Origin of the sequence: Neokomagataea anthophila, assembly GCF_018122595.1 — a bacterium.
GTDB lineage: Bacteria > Pseudomonadota > Alphaproteobacteria > Acetobacterales > Acetobacteraceae > Gluconobacter > Gluconobacter anthophilus.
The window spans coordinates 161321-184673 of sequence record NZ_JAGRQH010000001.1; the positions used below are offsets into that span (position 1 = coordinate 161321).

The following is a 23353-nucleotide window of genomic DNA, read 5'->3' on the forward strand; positions in this document are numbered from 1 at the left end:
ACCTTCAACTGAAAAATACGTCACATATGAAAAAGGCGGCCCTTCCCTTCATCAAGGAAAGCACCGCCTCACATCACAACTCTTCAAAGATTAAATAGGGAAAAAGGGAACCGCCTCAATACGTGGCTCGACCCCGTCTATAATCCCTTCAATTTCTACAAAACCGTCCACATCCAACAAAGAACCAAACTCACCCGAAACCACAATATCCTTCGGATATGCCATGGCACGGCCAGTCGCGTCATACTGCACACCCACGGCCACAAACCGCGTCAACCCATTCAATTCTGGAACATGCTCAGCCAATGCTACACGCGGCGGCGCGTTAATGCAGCGCTTTTGGGCCCGCTTTAAAAACGGCAGCACATAACGGCGCATACACACCGTCACCCCAACCGGATCTGCTGGCAAACCAAAAATGCACTGCCCTTCTGGCCCAACACCGAACCAAAAAGCCGAGCCTGGCTCCTGAGCAACACCGTCAAAAATAACCGTGACACCCAATTCTTCTAGAGCATTTGCCACGGCACTGGGGGTCCCAAAGGGACCACCCTCTCCCAGAATCAGCACATCATGCGTTGCCAGCTCTTCTGCCAATGCTTCACGCACATCTTTCACATTATTCGCAACATGGCGGCGCTGTCCGCGCTTAAATCCAAACCCATGCAGCGCTCCCGTAATGGCATACTCACTCGAACGACGCAGTTGCCACGGCTCTAAGGGCTCATCGTCATCTTCGCTGTCTACAGGGACCAAACTGTCCCCCACCGCAAACACACCAATAGACGGGTCAGCGGAAACCGTAACATCACTCACGCCATTGGCCGCTAACACCGCAAGAACAGGCCAGCGCAACACCATTCCCGGCTCCAGCAAAGGGGCCTGTGCCTGACAAACATCCCCTTGCCGGTCCACAAAAGCCCCTTCCGTCGGCACATTTTCAACAGGGATAAAAATGCTATCACCCTGACGCTTAACACGTTCACCCGGTATGACCGTATCCGCACCATCCGGCAGGATTGCGCCCGTCATGATCTCCAAGCAGACATCGCCATCAGGAAGAGTGAGCGGTGCTTTCCCGGCCCTTTGCAGGCCAACAACACGTAAAACGCCACTTTCGGGAAGATCCGCCCAACATACAGCAAAGCCATTAACCGCAGCACGATCACACGGAGGCTGATCGCGCTCTGCCCGCACGACCTGACGCAAAGTGCGCCCTACCGCTTTATTTAACGGCACCTGAATAGTGCCAAAATCCCCAGCATGCTCCCAGATGAGGGATTCAGCACGAGAAACGGTGATCAACGCGTTCATAAAGCGGGCTTATCCTCATCGTACCCAATGTCAGGAGACGCCCCCATTGGAGATATTGGTATGTTCAGTGTCTGGAATAATCATCCTGAAAACGGATAATATCGTCTTCTCCCAGATACGGACCAGATTGAACTTCAATTAATGTTAACGGAATTTTACCCGGATTCGCAAGGCGATGACGACACCCTAGCGGCAGATAAACGCTCTCATTTTCACGTACGAGAATCTCATCATCATCACGCGTAACAACGGCCGTACCTGCCACAACAACCCAGTGTTCAGCCCGGTGATAATGCTTTTGCAAAGACAGCTTTGCCCCCGGATGGACAACAATCCGCTTCACTTGGAAGCGATCCGCTTGGATCAAACTTTCATAAAAGCCCCAAGGACGGTGCATCTGGTTGTGCACACGAGCTTCCGGCCGCCCAGCTTCACTCAAGCGTGCCACAACTTTTTTCACATCTTGCGCTTTATCACGATGCGTAATCATCACCGCATCCGTGGTAACCACGACAATCAAATCATCCACACCAGATACGGTGGTCACCTTATGATCAGAGCGCACATAACAATTCTGCGTCTGATCTAAGAAAACTTCCCCCAACGCAGCATTGCCCTGATCATCTTTCTCACTCAAATCCCACAGCGCATCCCAACTACCGATATCGGACCAGCCAAACTGCCCCGGCACAACAGCGGCACGATTTGTACGCTCAGCAATAGCATAATCGACCGAAATATCTGGAGCCGCCCCGAAGGCATCCACATCCAAACGCTCAAAATCCATATCCGTATGCCGCAATTGGACCGCTTTCTGGACAGTATGGAACACATCTGGCGCCAGACGCTCCATCTCCGCCAAAAAAACACTCGCACGCGCAATAAACATCCCCGAATTCCATAGAAAACGGTCAGATTTTAGGAGCTCTTCCGCCTGCTGTGCGTTCGGCTTTTCGACAAAGCGCGAAACAGCAAAAACATCCGGCTGCTCCGCCAGCGCTTCCCCTGCTTCAATATACCCATATCCCGTTTCTGGGCGGGTCGGCGTCATACCAAATGTCACGATATAACCGTGTTCAGCCGCTGTAACAGCATCACGCACACGCTCTTGCAGAGCCGCCTCATCTTGAATGGAGGCATCCGCTGCCATGACCCATAGCACAGCATCTGGGTCCGTTTCCGCCACCAAAAAAGCCGCAGCAGCAATCGCAGGGGCTGAATTACGGCCTACAGGCTCCAATACAATACGTGCTTGCTCAACACCGACTTCACGCAATTGCTCAGCAACAATAAAGCGATGCTCAGCATTACACACCACCACAGGCGCAGCACCACCCACAGCACAACCACGCAGGACCGTATCCTGAATAAGCGTTTTTTTCCCGATTAAAGGCCAAAACTGTTTCGGGTAGCTCCCGCGCGATACAGGCCAAAGGCGGCTTCCCGTACCACCAGACAAAACAACTGGCACAATTTTCTGGGTCATAATACGCCCCGTGTTTTTTAATGCTGGGTTAAAATTCTGCCCCGCTTCAACCGGTTAGTTGAAGCGGGATTAGGCCATCGCATTAAACGATTGGATGAACCCAACCATAAGAATCATTGCTGCGACCGGATTGTAAATTCATCAGCAACTGCCGCATTTTTGCAGACACAGGGCCCATCGTTGCGCCATCACCAAAAACAGCTTCCCCCCCGGTCCGGCGGAAGCACCCAATCGGCGAAAGCGCCGCAGCCGTTCCGCAAGCAAACGCTTCACGATAACGGCCAGACGCAGCACCTTCAAAAACTTCATCGATATCAAGAAGAGTTTCTTCCACCGTGATCCCATTATCAGCAGCCACACGCAGAAGGCTATCACGCGTAATGCCACGCAAAATGGTCCCACCGAGCGGCGGTGTCACAAGAACACCATCATCACGCACAAACATTACATTCATGCCGCCCATCTCTTCAATATAACGACGCTCACGCGCATCTAGGAACAGCACTTGGTCACAGCCCTGTTCTTTTGCCTCAGCCTGCGCGACGAGACTACCGGCATAGTTACCGCCACATTTGGCTTCACCCGTCCCGCCCGGCGCCGCACGCGTGTAATGTTCAGATACCCAAACTGAAACCGCACCACCACTGAAGTAACTACCAACAGGGCAAGCAATGACGATGAATAAATACTCAGATGCCGGCTTCACCCCAAGGAACACTTCATTCGAAATCATGAAGGGACGCAGGTAAAGCGCCTTACCATCACCCGACGGTACCCAGTCATGATCAATCCGTACCAATGCATCAACAGCCTGTACGAATAGCTCTTCCGGCAATTCAGCCATACCCATACGCCGCGCTGACTCTGCAAAACGCCGCGCATTCGCATCCGGCCGAAACGCTGAAACACGCCCATCCGCCGTACGATAGGCCTTCATCCCTTCAAAAATTTCTTGCCCGTAATGCAGAACCGTCGATGCCGGATCAATGCTCAAAGGCTGGTACGCCGTAACCCGTGCATCGTGCCATCCCTTACCCTCTGAATAACGAATAATCACCATATGATCGGTAAAAACTCGGCCAAAAACAGGGTTTGCCACAAGCTCAGCACGACGCGCTGGATCTGTTGGAGTAGCAGTAGGCTCAATGATAAAGTCGGTCATGCAAGCGCTCTCGGGCTTATGTGGTCCAGATTACAAATGTACTGTGCCACAAAAGAAACCGACTGCCCACACACCACGTTTTAAGTTGCAAAACGCCGCAATACTTCCTGCACGGCATCGGCCTCTGTTGCCAACATTACCTCACGGCGTAGTTGGTCACATTCCTCGAAGCTCACCGTACGAATTAAACGCTTCACACGCGGCAATGACGCTGACTTCATCGAGAAACTACGCACCCCCAACCCAATAAGAAGCGCTACGATCCGCGGGTCAGCCGCCATTTCACCGCAAACGGACAAAGGACGATGCGCCCGCAATGCAGATTCTGCTGTCGTTGCTATCAAACGTAAAACTGCCGGATGAAGCGGGCTATACCGATCGGCAACAGCAGCATCAGCCCTATTCACCGCCAGCGTGTACATCGTAAGATCATTTGTACCCAAGGCCATAAAATCAGCATGCTGCACCAAAGCATCAGCGATTAACGCCGCAGCAGGTGTTTCTACCATGACCCCCAAAGGCGGTAACGGTTCCGGCAATTCTACACCTTGGCGGCGCAACCCACGCGCCACACGCTCATAAATCTCCCGTGCGGTCACCACCTCATCCAATGAGGTCACCATGGGCAGCAAAACACGAACTGGACCAATCGCCTCTTCCGTCGGGCTTGCAGCCTTCAAAATCGCAGCGAACTGCGTCTCCAAGACCTCAGGCGCCTTCAAGAGCAACCGAATACCACGCAGACCAAGGGCTGGATTATCCCCGACGACGGATTGCGGCTGATCCGCATAACGCAGATAATCCTGTCCCTTTTCTCCACCCCAATCGAACACACGGATCGTCACCGGCTGCCCAGCCATACCCTGCAAGACTGTCCGATAAATCGCGGCCTGCCCATCTTCATCGGGTAGGTCATCTTCATCACTAAACAGAAACTCACTGCGTAAAAGCCCAATACCACGCGCACCATTACGCACCAGCATCGGCAGCTCAGACGCCAATTCTAGATTCGCGAGAAGCTCAATACTTTCACCACTACGCAACTCCGCAGGTAAACGCCGGATACGACTAAAAGCCCGCCGCTCCCGCGCTTCACGCGCCGCCGCCTCATGCGCCAGACGTAGCTCCGTCGCGTTAGGGTTCACAGTAATGGTGCCCAAATGAGCATCCACCACCAGCATGTCCCCTTCTGCCACCTGTGCCATCAGCCCCGGAACAGCAACAATCGCTGGAATATCCAACGCACGCAGCAAAATCGCCGTATGATCGGCCCCGCCATTCCCTTCCGTTACCACAGCAGCAACACGGGCTGGGTCAATCATTGCAATATCTGCTGGGCGCAATTGCTCCGCCACCAAAACAGAACCCTCCGGCAAGCTTGAAAACGCGCGGTATGAAACCCCCGTCAAGTTTCTCACCAACCGGCGGCCAATCTCTTCAAACTCCCCTGCCAAACGCAAAGAAGCATCCGCCCCAGACGTATCGCTCTCATCCGTCAGGGCCGACGATACCGTCGCTGTTTCCGCCACACGCTGCGCGAGTTCCGCACTGACCTCAGCAACAGCGGCTTCAGCCGTTAGCCCATCCCCCTCCAGCTTTTGGCGTACTTGTCGCGTCAAACGTGACGGGCCAAGCATACGATCATAAACCGTCAGCAAACCTGAAACATCATCACGCCCACCTTCCGGCAGACGCACCAAACGGCGACGTATTTTCTCAATTTGCCGCTGCGCTCGCGCTACAGCTTCATCAAAACGTGCTGCCTCAACATCCGCACCGCGTTGGCTCAAACGCTCCGTAATTTCCGGGAGAGGTAACGTCTCAACACGCCCTGCCGTCCCCAGTCCGATACCTTGTGTAATCGCACGCCCACGCAAAATCCGCGTTTGCTCACGCTTCGCACGCCCACGTGACCGCCCGCGACTTGCTGTTTCAATCACGCTCACCAAACCCATCTGCAATTAATGCTGCCACGGCCTCCAAAGCTGCAGATGCCTGCTCACCATGCGAACGAAGCGTTACCGCTTCCCCCTCGCCCGCACCCAACATCATCAGCCCCATAATCGACAATGCCGAAACGACATTCCCTTCACGCTCAACCGTTGTCTCTGCCTGAAACCGCTCGGCCGTCGTCACCAATTTCGCTGCTGCCCGCGCATGCAAACCCAACCGATTTACAATCCGCACTTCACGCACAAAAAGATCTTCCGCCATGATGGGACCAGCTTTCAAGATAAGAGAGAGGAGGCCGCGGGCCGATACCACGTACGCACACGCCGCCGCCGAGGACGTTCCCCCTCAACCGGCGGAACACAGGCTGACCGCGGCCCACCTTGCAGACACGGATCCGGCAATTGTGAGGCAGCCGCAATATATTTACGCCCGGCAAGCGTAGCCTTTTCAACGCAACCCGCCAAATCCAAGCATGGGCGTGACTTCGCCAACTTCACCAACATAGGAACATTCGCCCCAGCCAGCACTTCCACACGCCCCGGATTACGTAAAGACAAAGCCAAGTTTGACGGAGAACTACCAAAAATATCCGTAAGGACCAGTACCCCCTCACCTGTATCCAACCGCTGCAAAGAAGCATCAGCCTGCGGACGCAAAGCCACCGGATCATCGTGGTCTGTCACTGCAACACACTCAATTTGAGCTTGCGGCCCCACGACATGGACCAACGTCTCAAGCAAGACTTCACCAAGACGCCCATGCATAACAAGCAGCACACCAATCATGACGCGGTCCCATCAACTGCGCTGACCGGCGGCACAGCCCAACGCCACGTCGCCACACCCTGTCGTGCCAATTCCCGATGCGTCACCATGAACGGGCCAACCGGAGAAACCTGTGGCAAGCCACGCGCCAAAGCCTCTACAATCGTCACAGAACGATGCTTCCCACCACTACACCCCACAGCAATCGTGGCGTATTTTTTACCTTCTTCAACAAAACGTGGCAGCACCAATTCTAACAAGTTCATAATACCATCGAAAAACGGAGCATAAGCTTTATCTGTGCGCACATAGGCCGCAACATCTTCTTCCAAGCCCGTACGCGGCTGGAGAGCCGGATTATAGTGCGGATTGCGTAAAAATCGTGCGTCAAAAACCATATCGGCTTCACGGGGCAGCCCTGCAGGATATGCAAAAGACATCAACACAACCGTCAGTCCTTCACCACTCCCATCACCAAAACGGGTTTCAATAAACCTCTTCAACTCTGGTGCTGGCAAATCTGACGTATCAATAACCGTATCTGCGACAGCCCTTAACGGTGCCAAAATACGGGCCTCTTGTTCAATACCAGGACGGACTGTGCCACTTGCTACCAAAGGGTGCCGACGGCGTGTTGCCGTAAAGCGGCGCAGCAAGACCTCCGGCTCCGCCGTGACATAGACCAACTGAACATGACTATCTGGCAAAGATTTGAGACGTTCCAACTCCTGCAACACACGAGACGCCTCAAACCCACGGCTCCGCACGTCAATGCCAATCACCAGCCGTTCACCCGGACGGGGCACCAAAGCACCCAGCAAATGCAGTGGCGGATTATCCACCACTTCATGCCCCATATCTTCCAGAACCCGCAGAGTCGTCGATTTTCCAGCCCCTGACAGCCCCGTGACAATCAAGATGTGCCGCAACTGTGCACTCTCATCACCGCCATCATCATGCGGCATAGGCACCGTCTGAAGGACCGAATCTTCAACCGATAATCGGTCGAGATCAGGCTGATCTGACATCACAGCATCAGGTTTGGGATCATTGGCCAAAGTCATAAAGGATAAAATAGCCGTTTTCTGACGAAGAAAAAAAGCTTTTCCATCTCAAACTTTAGAGAAGCACTGCCGTGTTAGGCTCTCCCGGCCCCGACAACCCATTCATAACGCCCCAAACATGCCCCAAATGCGGCCTTCACACGCACAATATCCCCCATATCTGTCCCCATCAGACGCAACAGAACACATCCCGTCACGGGATCACGCTCAGACACCGGCAGACGCTCCCCACGCTGCCCTAGAACAACCACCAAAATCACCGGAACCGTATCCACAGTTTCCATGGCCAAAACCCCAACACCACGGACCTCAATCTTACTTCGAATCGTTTCCGGCGCGCGCGCAATCACTCCCTCCAGCACAACCTGATCATCCGAAACGAGCGTAAAACCTTCCTGTATCAGCGCCAATGCCATCAAGGATTTGCCACTGCCAGAAGGCCCATAAATCAGAATTCCCGCACCATTAAATGCCACGCAACTTGCATGAACCGTCTGTCGGGCCATCTCTTTCTATGCCTTTTACTGTTTACCTGAGCGTGACACGGGCGGTATGAACAGGTCACTCTTTTTGGGTACGACCATCGCGTTTGATGATCGCCTCCCCCGTCACCACAGCGGATTTTACTGATCTCTCATGCTGAATATACGCCTACACCATGACGTTACACTCTATGGCGACAACGTAGCGTGCTCAGATTTCAATGGCCTAACCCCCGAAGGGGAGCGCCCGCCCCATCTGGCTGAAGAATGCCGCCAAGCACTCAGCGCCATCTCTGACGCTTTAGAGACCCACAACCTCACACTCAGCGATACCCGCCATCTGATCGCCATGTTACGTGCAGGTGAAGACTACACACACTGCCAGCACATTATTGAAGGTGCATTAACGGCCACACATCCAGCAATGACACTACGGATTGTCCCACGCTTCCAAAAACCCGGTCAGCGCATTGCTTTAAGCGTCGTGGCATCACACACCGCATAAATCCCATCTCATGGTGCTTAGCCTGCACTTGGCAGGCGCACCACGAAGCACGCTCCACGCACTTCTCCCGCTGGCCCAACAACATTCTCTGCAAATAAGCGCCCGCGCAGCGCATTAATAATCTGTCGGCTAATCGCTAGGCCAAGACCTGAATGCTGGCCAAAATGCTCAGACTGAGGGCGCTCTGAGTAAAAACGGTCAAAAATATTCTCAAGCTTACCCGCCGGAATACCTGGCCCTTGATCGCTCACAGCAATCTCAATCACGCTGCCCGTTCCGGGGCCTGTGCCCGCCACATCACGGCAACTCGCATGCAGCGCAATCACACCCCGCGGTGGAGAAAAGGAAATAGCATTCCCAATCAGATTCCGCAGCACTTGCACGAGACGGTCTTCCACCGCCAAAGCGCGCAAAGCTGGCCCATTATCCGGCACGTCCAACCGTAAGATTGGAGCATCGTCTTTTCGGGTTGTCTGGTGCATCTCCACCAAAATAGACAAGAGTGCCACAACAGAAACAGGCTCTGGCCGCGCACGAGACAACTCTGCATCAATCCGACTAGCATCCGAAATATCCGTAATCAGACGATCAAGGCGCTTCACGTCACTCGTCATAATCGACAACAGCCGCTCACGCCGGTCTGCCAAAGCAATGCGCGGCAAAGTCTCAATTGCCGACCGGATAGACGAGAGCGGATTTTTAATTTCATGGCTCACATCAGCGGCAAAGCGCTCAATATCATCCATCCGCGCCCATAAGGCTAACGCACTCCCACGCAAAGAACGCGCCAAAACACCTATCTCATCACGGCGTATCAAGAGCTGATCCGGCACAACATCACGGCGCCCGTCAGACTCTCTCATTTCCCGCGATGCCCGTGCCAAGCTCAACAAAGGCCGCGCAATTGTACGGGACAAATACCATGAGAGCAGTACCGTCACCATCAACGCGCCCAAGAACAAGGAAAGGATCGAAGAGCGCACTTCAAAAAGCGACCGATCCACTTCTGGAGCTTGTCGCGTTAGCTGAATAATCCCAACCGTCAAACCATCATGGATAACTGGCTCTACAACCGTAATAGCCAGCTGATGGTCAGGTAAACGTCGAATAAAAGGCGGCAGTTCAACTTGCCTCGGGGAGGCTTGCACAGCTTCATTCGCTCGCCCGCTAACAGGCGTATCCGGAATAGGGTCCGGGGTATTGAGCGTGACAATCCCTTCACTGGACGTCAACGGCAGGAGCGATACCAACCAATCATAAAACGCCTCAACCGAACGCCCAGTGGAAGCCGGCGCATAGCCTCCGCTATCTCCCTCAAGGGACGGTATCGCTCCATCCACATGTTCCTCATGCTTAACCGCAAGAGATGACGCGGCACCACGCTCTGGTCGCGCCACCGAACGTACCCGCCGATCCTCACGACTATCCGCCACCAACTTTCCATCAGGGTCAAACAAACGTGCCGTAGCATTCGGGCTTGGCTCAGTCAGTCGTGTCAAAAATGAACGCGCCAAAGCTGCGTCCAAAACATAATCTTCACCCGGTAAACTCCGCACCCCACGCGGAGCTGGCTTTGCCGCGAACTGCCCTACAGCACCAGCATAAATATGCGCCTGCTCACGCAGAGCATTCACATCTGTTTCCAGCAAAGAGTTTTGAAATTGATCCAAAAATAACAGCGTCACCGCCAGCAACGCCAACGGAAGAATATTAAGCAATAAAATCCGCACCAAAAGCGGCGTCATAGCGCGGCGCTTTGGCAAAACATGCATCATCCGCCGCTTCATCGCGCCAATATGGAAAAAACGCCGCACCATACCGGGGCGACGGCGCACTTCCAGAACATGACGACGGGTCTGCCCTTGTTCTCGCCGTTCTTCATCACGCATTGGCGACAATGACCCGTCACTCACACATGCTCTCCTAATACCTTCAATTTTCGTACGATCTAGATCGCAAAACTGACGTCACTCGTCGCGGTAGCGATACCCAATCCCGTAAAGGGTTTCGATATAATTGAAGTTATCATCAACCTGCCGGAACTTCTTCCGTACGCGCTTGATATGGCTGTCAATGGTACGGTCATCGACATAAATATTATCGCCATACGCCGCATCAATAAGTTGATCCCGCGACTTCACCATACCAGGACGAAACGCCAAGGCTTTCACCAGCAAAAATTCGGTCACGGTCAAAGCGATATCCTGACCATTCCATAAACACTGATGGCGGGTTTCATCGAGCGATAATTGCCCACGCACCAAGGCCGCCCCGCGCGTGGTAGTCCCTGTTGCTTCGGCCCGGCTCGCATCCTGTCGGCGCAATAGCGCACGCATGCGTTCAATCAACAAACGCTGGGAGAAAGGCTTAGTGATGTAATCATCCGCCCCAAGACGCAGACCCATCAATTGGTCCAATTCTTCATCTTTAGACGTCAGAAAAATCACAGGTAACGTCGAGCGTGCACGCAAACGCTGAAGGAGTTCCATGCCGTCCATACGCGGCATTTTCACATCCAGCACAGCCAAGCTAACCGGGCGGGACATCATCCCCTGCAGCGCACTCTCTCCATCCGTATAGGTATGAACGATGAACCCTTCCGCTTCGAGGGTCATCTGCACCGAGGCTAAAATGTTACGATCATCATCCACCAGAGCGATGATAGGCGCTGCCGGTGACGGCGGCGGTGAGGACGAGAAAGGGCGAGTGCTCTCCATGAAAGAGATCCGTCTCCTGAAGATAAAGAAAAGAACGTTGCATCCGTATCACGGATAGTCACACCCTATTTCGGGCCTATAAAAAGGCATTTCAATGACATCCACGCCAGTTGCAAGCCCTCTTTCGCTGCTTACCCCTTGCCTTCGGAGCAATCGGCGTTATGTCCTTGTGGAGAACGGGGCCGCTTGTCGGCCCGTCCCACAGAGAAAGGTCGTGACATGACAGACCAAAACCAGAATCCGGAAACGGCCCACGACGTGCCTGAACAGGGCGTTGAGACCAACGGAACCCATGAAGACACCACGATTGCTGGTGAACACGAAGTGGAAGATACGTCTCCTGAAGCACGTATCGCTGCACTAGAAGCTGAAGTTGCTGAACTCAAAGACCGCTGGGTCCGTTCAGAAGCAGAAGCACAAAACATCCGCAACCGCGCAAAACGTGATGTCGACGATGCGCGTCAGTACGCGATTCAGAAATTTGCGAAAGACGTAGTGGAAGCCGCTGACAACATTCAGCGCGGCATTGCCTCTCTTCCGGCAAAGGCAGAAGGTGAAGATTCGCTCGTTGCCAAACTGCGCGAAGGCTTTGAGAGCACTGAGCGCTCATTCCTCGGCATTTTGGAACGTAACGGCATCACCCGTGAAGACCCAACGGGCAAGCCGTTCGACGCGAACCTGCACCAAGCTATGGCTGAACAGCCATCGGACGAACACGAACCAGGCCATGTCATGCAGGCATGGACACCAGCATGGCTGCTCAAAGGCCGCCTCCTGAAGGCTGCCATGGTCATCGTTGCCAAAGGCACACCAAACGCAGAAAAGGCCACAACTGGCCTCGATACATCTGCGTAATTAGCACACTATGTTCTCTGCTCACATGGTCACCATACCCTGTGAGCAGAGCCATAGCGCACGACCGGAAACATGCGTCTTCTCATCATTAAACTCGGCGCCCTTGGCGATTTTGTGCAAGCTTTTGGAGCTTTTTCCTCCATCAGAGCAGCCTTCCCAACGGCACATATCACATTGCTCACCACGGCTCCTTTTGTCGCTCTTGCACAAAGCTGCCCTTGGTTTGATGAGATCGCTCTGGACCCACGTCCGTCTCTCAAGCGCCCCCGCGGCCTTTTAACATTAGCCCGCCTTTTTCGCGCTCAAGACGTCGTCTTTGATTTACAAACCTCTAGCCGTTCATCCCGCTACCATCAGTTTGTCACGCGCGGAACACAATGGTCCGGCATTGCTCCTCGTTGCAGCATGCCCCACGCGAATCCGCACCGTAACGACATGCACACTCTCGCCCGATTGGATGATCAGCTACGCGCGGCACATATCACACCACTCTCCCGACAAGTCCCCAGCTGGCTGACAGAACAGGGCCCACACATCCCAAAACCTTACGCCGTACTCGTACCCGGCGCTGCCGCACATCGCCCGCAAAAGCGATGGCCCGTTGAACGCTTTTGTGATGTGGCACAACGCATTACCCAACGCGGAGTTTTGCCCGTAATCGTCGGCACATCAGCCGAAAAATATTTAGCTACCTCCATACAAACCGCCTGCCCCCATGCCGTAGACCTCACGGGACAAACCAGCCTACCAGAGCTCGCTGGCGTATTGCACCGTGCGCACTATGTCATTGGCAATGATACGGGCCCCCTGCACCTCGCAGCAGCTATGGACACACACATCATAACCTTGTTCAGTCAGGATAGTGACCCACGCCTAGCTGCCCCACTCACCATTACCCCTGGACGGACGCACATCATCTCTGCTTCTGATTTAGCAACGATCCACCCAGACCGCTTGGAGGCTCTGCTCCCGCCATGACCCGAATTCGCTGCATCACCATGCAAAAGAACGAAGCCGATCTTTTAGAACCATGGTTGCTGTGGCACGGAGCACTCTTTGGATTTGAAAACCTCACAGTCATCGATAACGGCTCTACCGAGCCAAACGTCAAGCGCATTCAGAACCGATACAAAAAACGCGGCGTGACAATTATCAATCACTATAAAACTTATGATGATTTCTTAAATAAAGGCGCCATATTCCAAGAAGTAATTCAAAAGTGGGATCAAGAAAACAATTACGATTTTGCACTCCCTATGGACTGTGACGAATTCATCGCTGTTTTCCTCGACCGCATCTCCGTTCAGCCCGATGATATTTTGGCGGAATTCGCTACTCTCAAAAATGAACGCGCAACACTGGTTACAGACCGCATCCTACTGAATGTGCCCAACGCACCCGGTTATTTTCGTCCGCAAAGCGTATCCCGCGCTCTCTTCCATGCTCAGACGATTGAAGGCCTTGATCACGGTTTACATGCTCCCATCAGTCGATACCACGAGCGCTGCGTCCGTACCCCTTTCGTGTATCTCCATCTGCACAACCGCCCAGATTATGAAGCAATCAAACGCTTCGCCCGCCAGAAACTCAATACGCCGGACGGTGCAACACCCGAACAGTTAACCCACCAGCACCCTTACACACAGGCCGGGCACCATCTATTCCACTTTTTTCAACGTGATAACGCCGCCTTCCTCGAAGAATATCAAAACCACCCTGATATCTACGCCCCCAGCATCATCACACGCTTTCAGACCCTTGGAATTGATCCCACCCCCCTTTTCGGCGCAGCACTTTGCCCTCAATTTCCAATCCATGCCCCCCAAGGCTTCATGGCACATCGCCGCCATGATCAAGGTCAGACTCACGAATACGTACTGTTTGATGCCCTAGCCTACGCCCATAACAACCAAGACGTCGCCGCTGATGCCTATTATGGAATCTGGCCTCTCATACACTTTATGGATGCTGGCTGGCATGAAGGACGAGCCCCCAATCCTGCAGGAATCCCTCCTCTCATCTTCACAACACAACATTAAACGCATCTTTCTCGTTGATTTTCCGCTGCGTAGGTCTTGCGACATAAGACAGAATGAGGCCATTTAGCCCATTCCACATTTATGCCATTAAGCGCAGCCTTGCGTTTAAATGCCTTGTTTTCTCAAAGGAGCACATCATGCCCGCCATCACACTACCCGACGGAAGCGTCCGCACCTTCGACGGGACCGTGACGGGCACGACAGTCGCGGCTTCCATCGGCCCGGGCCTCGCTAAAGCTGCTCTCGCCATGGAAATTAATGGTCAACAACTTGACCTCGCCACCCCGATTGAACACGATTCCAGCATCCGCTTCATCACCAAAAAAGACGACGTCGTTCTGGAGATGATCCGCCATGATGCTGCGCATGTTCTCGCGGAGGCTGTGCAGTCGCTCTGGCCAGAAACACAAGTCACCATTGGCCCAAGCATTAAAGACGGCTTCTACTACGACTTCGCCCGCGACAAGCCATTTACCCCTGATGATTTCGAAGCCATCGAAGCCAAGATGCATGAAATCATCACGGCCAATGCTCCCTTCACGCGCGAAGTCTGGGACCGTGATGAAGCCATCCAGTTCTTCGAAGATCGTGGGGAAAACTTCAAAGCCGAACTCATCCGTGACCTTCCCGAAAGCGAAGATATTTCGATCTATCGCCAAGGTGAGTGGCTAGACCTCTGCCGTGGCCCGCATTTGCGCGGCACAGCTGATATTGGCAACGCCTTCAAGCTGATGCGCGTTGCAGGCGCTTACTGGCGCGGGGACCATCGCAACCCCATGCTAACCCGTATTTACGGCACCGCATGGCGCGACAAGAAAGAACTCAACGCCTATCTTCTGCGCCTTGAAGAAGCAGAGAAGCGTGATCACCGCCGCATCGGCCGTGAAATGGACCTATTCCACATTCAAGAAGAAGCCGTGGGCCAGATTTTCTGGCACCGTAAAGGGTGGCGCTTGTATAATGTGCTGCAAGACTACATGCGCCGCTCTCAAGAACGGAACGGCTATGAAGAAGTCCGCACCCCACAACTGGTAGACCGCGCCCTATGGGAAGCCTCCGGCCACTGGGATAAATACCGCGAGAATATGTTCATCGCCCAAGTGGAAGATGAAGATAAAACCCTCGCCCTGAAGCCTATGAACTGCCCCTGCCATGTGCAGATTTTCCGCCATGGCCTGCGTTCTTACCGTGAACTCCCATTGCGCATGGCCGAATTCGGCGCCTGCCACCGCTACGAGCCGTCCGGCTCCCTGCATGGCATCATGCGCGTTCGTGGCTTCACACAAGATGATGCTCATATCTTCTGTACAGAAGATCAAATTGCAGATGAAACAGCCAAGTTCGTACGTATGCTGGCCGAAGTGTACCAAGACCTCGGCTTTGAAAACTTCCGTATTAAGTTCTCAGACCGCCCTGAAAGCCGCGCCGGTGATGATGCAACATGGGACCGCGCCGAAGGGGCTCTGAAAAAAGCCTGCGATCTGGTAGGCGTGAACTATGAATTAAACCCCGGCGAAGGTGCATTCTACGGCCCTAAGCTTGAGTTCGTCCTGACCGACGCGATCGGCCGTGACTGGCAGTGTGGCACCCTGCAAGTAGATTACGTCCTGCCAGAACGTTTAGACGCATCCTACATCGGAGAAGACAGCCAACGTCACCGTCCCGTGATGCTGCATCGTGCTATCCTTGGTAGTTTTGAGCGCTTCTTAGGCATTCTGATCGAACAATATGCGGGCAAATTCCCGCTGTGGCTGGCTCCAACACAAGTCGTCGTCGCGAGCATTGTGTCTGATGCCGCCGACTATGCACATGAAGTTGTCACCGCACTTAAAGCCCGCGGCATCCAAGCTGAAGCCGATACGCGTAACGACAAAATCAATGCCAAGATTCGCGAGCATAGCCTTGCCCGCGTTCCAGTGATTCTGGTTGTCGGTCGACGTGAAGCAGAAGAGCGTAAAGTGGCCATGCGCCGCCTCGGCGGAGCACAACAGACCATTCTTACACTGGATGAAGCGCTCTCAGCCCTCTCAACCGAGGCAACGCCACCTGATCTCGCACGTTTGTCCATCAAACAAGCGTAATCCTCTTGCACGGATCGTCACACGAGACTATGTGCTGAGAGGTAATTTCCCGTGCACTTCCTCAGGGACTTCTCTTTGAGAAACGTGCACGGACTACATAAGATGAAACTGACGACAGGAGCTGACCATAGCTAGACCGCCGATGCAGAGTGCGCCCACGCGTGAAGGACCGCGTGTAAACGAAGAGATCCGCGTACCTCAAGTCCGCCTCATCGATGAGGAGGGGGAAATGCAAGGGATCATGTCGACGCGCGACGCTCTGACGCGCGCGTTCTCATCAGGTCTCGACCTTCTTGAAATTAGCCCAACTGCTGTACCGCCAGTGGTCAAAATTCTTGACTACGGCAAGTTCAAATACGAACAGCAGAAAAAGAAGAACGAAGCACGCAAGAAGCAAAAAGTTATTGAGATCAAGGAAGTTAAGGTCCGCCCCGGTACGGGCGAGCATGATTTCCAAACGAAGCTCAAAGCTATTCACTCCTTCTTGGATGCTGGTGACAAGGTAAAGGTTTCACTGCGCTTTAAAGGCCGTGAAATGGCTCACCAAGAACTCGGCATCAAGATGATGGAGCGTATCCGCATCGAAGTCGAAGAAAAAGCTAAGATTGAGCAAATGCCGCGCCTTGAAAACCGGCAAATGCTGATGGTGATGGCTCCACGCTAATCACCACAATAGCGTTCTAAAAAAGCCCCGTGCCGCAAATCGCAGCACGGGGCTTTTTTATCGGCATCATCTCTCAGTCTACATCCGTGCCATAGACCTCAACCTGATCAAGGTTAAAATAATTTGCTTCACCACGTAGCTCAATACGTAAATGGCGCATCAATACACCATCTTCCGAAACCCAAATAAAAGGCTTTCCATCCATTCCCCCGAAAACCTCATCAGACGTACGAACAAAGAATTCATCGGAAGTATTCTCATCTTTCAAAGATAAAAATGCAAAGTTCTTCATCCGCTCAAAGACACCATCCATACGATTAAACAAACGAATTTCATGAATATTCTTCACTTCACCAAAGTCAATTTTCCACCAAGGCCTGTCTTCTTTATCCGTATGGGCTTGAGAACGTCCATTTGGAGCCTGATTGATGAGTTGAGCCGCATCCTCTTCCACCGTACAATCATGAACAGTGGAGCTTTGCGTCACCAAGCAATTTGGAGAAATCAGAGGCCAACGCGTTGGAGGAAAGGGCGACGTGCTCCACGCTTTTTGCGTCAAATAATTTTTCCAATAATCATGCAAGCACAAGTCTTCTACAGCATTTGTATACTTATGATGAATTGCTCGTTCTTCTTCAGTCTTCTCCCCCCACATTTTTTCAGCTGCATAATCCCCCGCCAACCCCCTACGTACACGCAAATCAAAATCTTCATCTGATTTAATATTGTAATGCGCTATGAAAGCTTTCGCCAATAGCGTTTGGCGCCGATTATCTTGATGCAGGAACGACCATGCACTTTCAGGAAAAGACTCATAATATTTTTCTATATTTTCACCCAAAACATTATAAATGTTCATTTTTTTTAATCCACTACAATCATGCTGAATAGCATGACAAGAACTCCAAAATAACTCTTTATACGGAAATGATTTTGACTTAACAATCAACTTAGTAAAAGGTGTAACGCCTTCTTCGCGGCGCGTATAATTTAATAAAACACTTCCTTCAGGACGTGTTTTATGACCGTTATGCCCAAAACTACACCAATTAATATACAGCGCATCCATATCTTCTGGGAACATTTTCAAAAACGAATTAATCCCCTCAAAAGAACGAATACAAAAAAATTCATCTATATCCAAAAACATAAACCATTCTGTCTCTGGCATGTATTTTCTATTAAAATGAAAATACATTTGAAATTGTAAACCCTTTTTAGGGTAGTGTGTAAATGTTACAAAGGGATTTTCACCCTCCAAAAATGGCATTATTTGTGTATAAAAATCTATAGGATCATCATCATTACAATATAAATAAACATGGTCTATTCCTATAGACCTGTGATAAGAGAGCCATTCACTTATATAACGCGTTTCCCACCGCGCACAGGCAACCAAGGATACTTTGTATTTAGGTTCCGGCCAAATACCGGAGTTCTGTGCCACCATATCTGGCATTAAACTATAAGAAGAAATTTCTTTATAATAATCGTCAGACACAGTTCTTACCTTTTAGAAAAAGATCACAAAAACAGAAAATAATACCTACTATACCAAATGATCTGGTCCAAATGAATCTGGCAAAAGCTGTTCCAACGTGCGTACCAACAAAACATCTCCTTGGGCACTCACCATGTAAATTTTCAAATCAGGATTTGCAAACTCTCTTAATTTCTGTCGACATCCGCCACATGGTGTGCACGGCAGATCCCCCCCGACAACCACAACCTCATCAATTTTACGCATGCCCGCCATAATCATCGCAGAAATAGCACCAGCTTCCGCGCAGCTACCCAGTGGATAAGCTGCATTTTCGACATTACACCCGCTGTAAATAAGTCCGTCACACGACAAGGCTGACCCGACAGAAAAACGAGAATATGGTGCATAGGCCTTGGCGCGCGCTTTTATCGCTTCCTGTATCAATAACGGTAATACACTCATTATAAAAACAGCCTTCATTTAATAGCACAAACGCTACATATACAAAAAATGTATGCGCTATTTCACGGCCCAGTCACAATAGGAAGAATAAAATTTTCAACACTTCTATTGCCTCCCGAAAGCATCTCACCCTACCAATTCCCCAAGTGATGGCTTGGAAGCCTCCTCACTGTGCGATACCCTAGCACAGTCATGACAAGCTTCCCTTATACCGACCCCACCCCTGATGCTCTTCTGGCAAGCCGCCCTTCCCTACGCATGGATGCGCGTGACGGCTTGTTGTTTGAAGATGTTCCCGTGCACCAAATTGCGCAAACTATCGGCACGCCTTGCTGGATCACAGGTGCAGGCACACTGCGACGCCGCGCCGCAGACCTCAAAGCTGCATTTACCGCACGAAAACTACCCATGAGCTTTCATTTTGCCATGAAAGCTCAAGACCATCAGGCCACATTGCGTATTTTGAAAGACTGCGGATATGGGGTCGATATCGTCAGTGGCGGTGAAATGACACGCGCCCTCACGGCTGGAATTGCACCAGAAGCCATCGTCTTCTCAGGCGTTGGTAAAAGTGATGATGAGTTGCGTGCAGCTATCACCGCACGAATCGGCCAAATCAATGTTGAAAGCGCTGAAGAACTCTACCGCCTTGCGGCATTAGCAGACGCAATGCCCAATCGTGATAACTTCCGCATGCGCGTAACCCTACGCGTCAACCCAGACGTAGACGCCCAAACACACGACAAAATCACCACTGGCCGAGCTGATGACAAATTCGGCATCGCCTATGATCAAGCCCTCGCACTTTACGCCGAAGCACAAGGCTTCTCATCCTTGCGCGTTATCGGCCTGGCCGTTCATCTCGGCAGCCAAATGCTCGCAGCGGAGCCGTTCCGTAAAGGCTATCAGCGCCTTGCCGATATGGTCCGCACACTACGCGGCCAAGGTCACCCTGTTGAAACAGTTGATTGCGGCGGTGGCTTGGGCATTTCTTACCGTGATGAAATCGCACCAGCTCCTGATATGCTCGCCGGCGTTATTGCCGAAACCTTAGGCGACCTCGACGTCGCTTTAGGCCTTGAACCTGGGCGGTGGCTAGCCGCTCCCACCGGTCTCTTCGTCACCACCATTATCGAAACAAAAGCGGGAAACCCCGAGCGCGGAACGCCTGACTTCCTCATTGTCGATGGTGGCATGAATGACCTGGCCCGCCCCTCCATGTATGATTCATGGCACGGTATTTTGCCTATCTCTCCGACAGCCACACATAGCCCTCTCAAGCCTTGGCATGTGGTTGGTCCCGTTTGTGAAAGCAGCGATGTCTTTGCACGGAACCGCCCTCTCCCCGCGAACCTGAAACGCGGCGACATGCTGGCTTTCCTTGACGCCGGTGCCTATGGATCAGTGATGAGCTCCACCTATAATTCACGCCCCTTTGCCGCTCAGGCGATGGTCGATAATGGCCGTTGGGCTCCCACACGCAAGCGACAGACACTGGAAGAACTGATCGCCGCTGAAACCCTTCCAGACTGGCTCTAACACCTCCTCATGCCTGAAACCGCGCCCACCACATCATCTCTGCATCGCCTCAACACAGTACGCCGCCATACAGCACGCGTAGTTTGGGTGGAGCGCGCGTTTCCACATCTAGCATACCCAACTATACTGCTCTGCGCTTACACGCTTGCGTGCTTATTGCGCCTTCCACAATCCCTTCCAGACGGGCTGCATACACTCCTCGAACTCACCATTATCGGCGTAGCCCTCAGGTTAATATGGCGCGGCCTACGGCACATCCCACGAGCAACACCGGAAGAGATTGATCGCCGTATTGAGCAGGCCTCTGCTCTCTCGCATCAACCCCTCCTGACGCTACAAGATAGCCCAGCTAGCACACACCACTCAGCCGCAGAAGAAACCCTCTGGACACAACACGTCCAGCGTACCGTCGCACGTATCGGCCCACTCCGCAGCGGCTGGCCTGTACTCACACCACACCCACGCACCAAGTGGGGCGTTCTCGGCCTAGCCAGCCTCTTGCTCCTCAGTCTGGCCGCATCCGGCACTCATGCTCCATCACGCCTCTGGGCGGGATGGATACCGGGGCAAGATGATGCCGATGCACCTTTACCTACACTACAAGCATGGATTGATCTGCCCACTTATGCACCCGGCGCGCCGCTCTTCCTAACAACCGACCAGGCCCCCTCAACCTCTCTGGCGGAAGGGTCAACCCTCACGGCTGTTGTAAGTCATGCAGAAGGCACACCACACATACATGGCGCGCCTCTCACCAGTCTGCAAAAACTGGATGCGCATAGCTGGCGTCTCCAAGCATCCCTGACAACAACCCACCTCTTACGCCTCACCGTTAGAGGGCGTACCATCAGCACTTGGCCTATCACCATCGCTCCCAACCCAGCGCCCAAAGTGCTCTGGAACGGCAAGCCCGGCCCTTTTCATGACCCCGCATCCAATACGCCCTCATGGCGCACCGCTCTACCGTGGAGCGTGGAGCAACCTTATGGCGTAAAATCACTTGAGGCGACGATCAGCGCTCCGAACGGACATGGCCCAATCCGCCACGTTCATATCCCGCTAAACCGCCATCCCTTATCTGCCAAAGGCATTGCCCAGCCTGACCTCTCCGATGATCCCCTCGCCGGGACGGATGTTGTCGGTACACTGCATGCCGTCAGCGTCTCTGGCAAAACTGGCCAGAGTGAGACGCTGCATTTCCACCTTGGCTCACGTCACTTCACAGACCCGCTCGCCCGCGCCATCACAGCCCTTCGTGTGCGCCTCCTTTTACAGCAAGAAACCCCACAAGACGCTGCACAAGAACTTCTATTGCTGACCGACGCAACCAAAGCCCGACCGCTCCTCAGCACGCTGGCACTCCTCGCAGCACGCGTGCCAACGGACACTGCCCCTGCAAACCTCGCCCCCATCACCGAGGCTTTGTGGGATTTTGCCCTGTATCTCGAAGATCTTAAAACCACGGACCCTGCCACGGCAGATGCCGCAGCCGCTGTACGCGCTGCCGAAACAGCCGTACGCCAACATATCGAAGACATGGCTAAGCACGACAGCGACATGGCTAGCCTGACAGAGCAACAAACACTCCACGACCTGACGGAAACTTTAAAACAAGCACTCACCCACCGCTTGGCACTCCTCTTCCAACATGCCGCCCAAAGCGGCATCATCATGCCCAGCTCTGGCGCGAACGAACATGATCCGTTCTCCGGACCGATAGAGCAGCTACGCTCCCAAGCGACACAAGGCCAAACCGAAAGCGCACTCCAAACCTTACAAGACATGGAGGACATGGCGGAGCATATGCGCCAAGCGGGTCCGCAAGACATGCAAGCCCTCGCCCATTCCATGCAGGCACAAGAAGAAGCCCGCATGGAGCGCTCCGCCTTACGTGACCTCATCCGCCGAGAAACAGAACTGCTCGACCACGCACAACTTCGGCTCTCAGCCGCGCGCAAGGCAGCGCAACCTATGGATGATGATGCTCAGCCCGATGTCAGCCAAATGTCGACCGATGATTTGCTCAAACAATTGGGAATGCAATCCGCACCAACTCATACGCCAGCCCAGCCCACACCACAGGCACCACTGGATGAAACGACCGTGCGTGAACAAGCACCACAACGCCGTGACGATCATGCCCTGCAACGCGCTCTCACACAGCTCGATACCGTCATTGCACAACGTACCCAGAGCAATACGGGTAAAAAGGTCGACGCATTCGATAAAGCTAAAACTGATATGATGGCCGCTCGCCACGCCCTCGCCGAGCGACACGATCCTGAAGCCGCCATCGCTGAACAAAAAGTGTTGGATGACCTCAAACAGGCCAACCAACAAATGCAGAAGAACCAAAAATCATCTTCAGGCCAAGGCCAGGGTAGCCTTAGCTTCATTCCCCCTGCGGGCCAAAGCCACGGCCAGTCCTCAAGTAATCATGGTGCTTCCCAATCACAAAATGGCGACCAAAACAGCCCATCAGATGATGACAACGATGATGATGACGATTCCAACAGCGGATCTCCTTCACATAATGGGAAGGGCGGCACACCAGCGGATAAAGACCAAGACCCCCTCGGCCGTGACATGGGCGAAGGTCATAACGGGCAGGATAGTGATGCCCATATCCCAGACCAAAACACCCGTGACCGTGCCCGAGACATTGAGCGCGAACTACGCCGCCGCGCAGCAGACCGCACCCGCCCCCAAAGCGAACTCGATTACCTGCAGCGCCTCCTAAAATCCTTTTAGTGCGTCTAGATAGCTCTATTCTAAGGCTTAAG

The 23353-nt window shown here is 53.0% G+C and carries 20 protein-coding genes; 8 read left to right on the forward strand and 12 right to left on the reverse strand.

Going from position 1 to position 23353, the window contains the following annotated elements; translation table 11 throughout:
- Window positions 1–90 precede the first annotated feature (90 nt).
- The 8 genes from KB213_RS00730 to KB213_RS00765 form a co-directional block, all read right to left on the reverse strand.
- A complete protein-coding gene (locus KB213_RS00730; RefSeq protein WP_211679950.1) occupies window positions 91–1314 on the reverse strand; it encodes a molybdopterin molybdotransferase MoeA in 1224 nt (407 codons plus the stop codon).
- Between the two features lie 64 nt (window positions 1315–1378).
- On the reverse strand, window positions 1379–2800 hold the full coding sequence (locus KB213_RS00735; protein WP_211679953.1) for a mannose-1-phosphate guanylyltransferase/mannose-6-phosphate isomerase: 1422 nt from the start codon (window positions 2798–2800) through the stop codon (window positions 1379–1381).
- Window positions 2801–2882: 82 nt separating this feature from the next.
- The gene (locus KB213_RS00740; protein WP_211679957.1) at window positions 2883–3962 is read right to left on the reverse strand and encodes a branched-chain amino acid aminotransferase; all 1080 of its coding nucleotides are present in this window, start codon (window positions 3960–3962) and stop codon (window positions 2883–2885) included.
- Between the two features lie 80 nt (window positions 3963–4042).
- Window positions 4043–5902, reverse strand: a complete 1860-nt coding sequence (ptsP, locus tag KB213_RS00745) for a phosphoenolpyruvate--protein phosphotransferase (protein ID WP_084366830.1) — start codon at window positions 5900–5902, stop codon at window positions 4043–4045.
- Window positions 5895–6176 (reverse strand): HPr family phosphocarrier protein, encoded by a 282-nt coding sequence (locus tag KB213_RS00750; RefSeq protein WP_068167785.1) that lies wholly within the window; start codon window positions 6174–6176, stop codon window positions 5895–5897. The genes ptsP and KB213_RS00750 overlap by 8 nt, the downstream gene beginning before the upstream one ends.
- Window positions 6177–6190: 14 nt before the next feature.
- Window positions 6191–6700, reverse strand: a complete 510-nt coding sequence (locus tag KB213_RS00755; RefSeq protein WP_068167783.1) for a PTS sugar transporter subunit IIA — start codon at window positions 6698–6700, stop codon at window positions 6191–6193.
- On the reverse strand, window positions 6697–7644 hold the full coding sequence (gene rapZ, locus KB213_RS00760; protein WP_211680538.1) for an RNase adapter RapZ: 948 nt from the start codon (window positions 7642–7644) through the stop codon (window positions 6697–6699). Before rapZ ends, KB213_RS00755 begins: the two co-directional genes overlap by 4 nt.
- A 173-nt stretch (window positions 7645–7817) precedes the next feature.
- On the reverse strand, window positions 7818–8249 hold the full coding sequence (locus KB213_RS00765; protein WP_211679959.1) for an HPr kinase/phosphorylase: 432 nt from the start codon (window positions 8247–8249) through the stop codon (window positions 7818–7820).
- A gap of 130 nt (window positions 8250–8379) precedes the next feature.
- On the opposite strand from KB213_RS00765, the gene KB213_RS00770 reads away from it, so the two are divergent.
- Window positions 8380–8730: a RidA family protein gene (locus tag KB213_RS00770; protein WP_211679963.1), complete on the forward strand. Its 351-nt coding sequence runs from the start codon at window positions 8380–8382 to the stop codon at window positions 8728–8730.
- A gap of 17 nt (window positions 8731–8747) precedes the next feature.
- On the opposite strand, the gene KB213_RS00775 is transcribed toward KB213_RS00770, so the two are convergent.
- Together KB213_RS00775 and KB213_RS00780 are read right to left on the reverse strand one after the other, a co-directional pair.
- A complete protein-coding gene (locus KB213_RS00775) occupies window positions 8748–10517 on the reverse strand; it encodes a stimulus-sensing domain-containing protein (RefSeq protein WP_249110157.1) in 1770 nt (589 codons plus the stop codon).
- Window positions 10518–10697: 180 nt separating this feature from the next.
- Window positions 10698–11447: a response regulator transcription factor gene (locus KB213_RS00780; RefSeq protein WP_211679965.1), complete on the reverse strand. Its 750-nt coding sequence runs from the start codon at window positions 11445–11447 to the stop codon at window positions 10698–10700.
- 219 nt (window positions 11448–11666) lie between these two features.
- On the opposite strand from KB213_RS00780, the gene KB213_RS00785 reads away from it, so the two are divergent.
- From KB213_RS00785 to infC, 5 genes are all read left to right on the forward strand, one after another.
- Window positions 11667–12302 carry a nucleotide exchange factor GrpE gene (locus tag KB213_RS00785; RefSeq protein WP_211679967.1) on the forward strand — a complete coding sequence of 212 codons (636 nt, stop codon included), beginning with the start codon at window positions 11667–11669 and terminating at the stop codon, window positions 12300–12302.
- Window positions 12303–12374: 72 nt separating this feature from the next.
- Complete coding sequence (locus KB213_RS00790; RefSeq protein ID WP_211679970.1) at window positions 12375–13280, forward strand: glycosyltransferase family 9 protein; 906 nt, start codon at window positions 12375–12377, stop codon at window positions 13278–13280.
- Window positions 13277–14341, forward strand: coding sequence for a glycosyltransferase family 2 protein (locus KB213_RS00795; RefSeq protein ID WP_211679973.1), 1065 nt, complete (start codon window positions 13277–13279; stop codon window positions 14339–14341). Before KB213_RS00790 ends, KB213_RS00795 begins: the two co-directional genes overlap by 4 nt.
- Window positions 14342–14478: 137 nt before the next feature.
- On the forward strand, window positions 14479–16422 hold the full coding sequence (gene thrS / locus KB213_RS00800; protein ID WP_068168128.1) for a threonine--tRNA ligase: 1944 nt from the start codon (window positions 14479–14481) through the stop codon (window positions 16420–16422).
- A 142-nt stretch (window positions 16423–16564) separates the two neighbouring features.
- Window positions 16565–17086, forward strand: coding sequence for a translation initiation factor IF-3 (infC, locus tag KB213_RS00805; RefSeq protein WP_068167764.1), 522 nt, complete (start codon window positions 16565–16567; stop codon window positions 17084–17086).
- 73 nt (window positions 17087–17159) lie between these two features.
- On the opposite strand, the gene KB213_RS00810 is transcribed toward infC, so the two are convergent.
- The gene (locus tag KB213_RS00810) at window positions 17160–18587 is read right to left on the reverse strand and encodes a glycosyltransferase family 2 protein (RefSeq protein ID WP_211679975.1); all 1428 of its coding nucleotides are present in this window, start codon (window positions 18585–18587) and stop codon (window positions 17160–17162) included.
- A 48-nt stretch (window positions 18588–18635) separates the two neighbouring features.
- Entirely contained in the window at window positions 18636–19031 is a 396-nt protein-coding gene (locus KB213_RS00815) for a cytidine deaminase (protein WP_211679978.1), read from the reverse strand.
- 192 nt (window positions 19032–19223) lie between these two features.
- Here KB213_RS00815 and lysA point away from each other — a divergent pair, with 192 nt between their 5' ends.
- Entirely contained in the window at window positions 19224–20570 is a 1347-nt protein-coding gene (gene lysA / locus KB213_RS00820; protein WP_249110109.1) for a diaminopimelate decarboxylase, read from the forward strand.
- Window positions 20571–20579: 9 nt separating this feature from the next.
- Window positions 20580–23321, forward strand: coding sequence for a DUF4175 family protein (locus KB213_RS00825; RefSeq protein ID WP_211679981.1), 2742 nt, complete (start codon window positions 20580–20582; stop codon window positions 23319–23321).
- The last annotated feature ends 32 nt before the right edge of the window (window positions 23322–23353 follow it).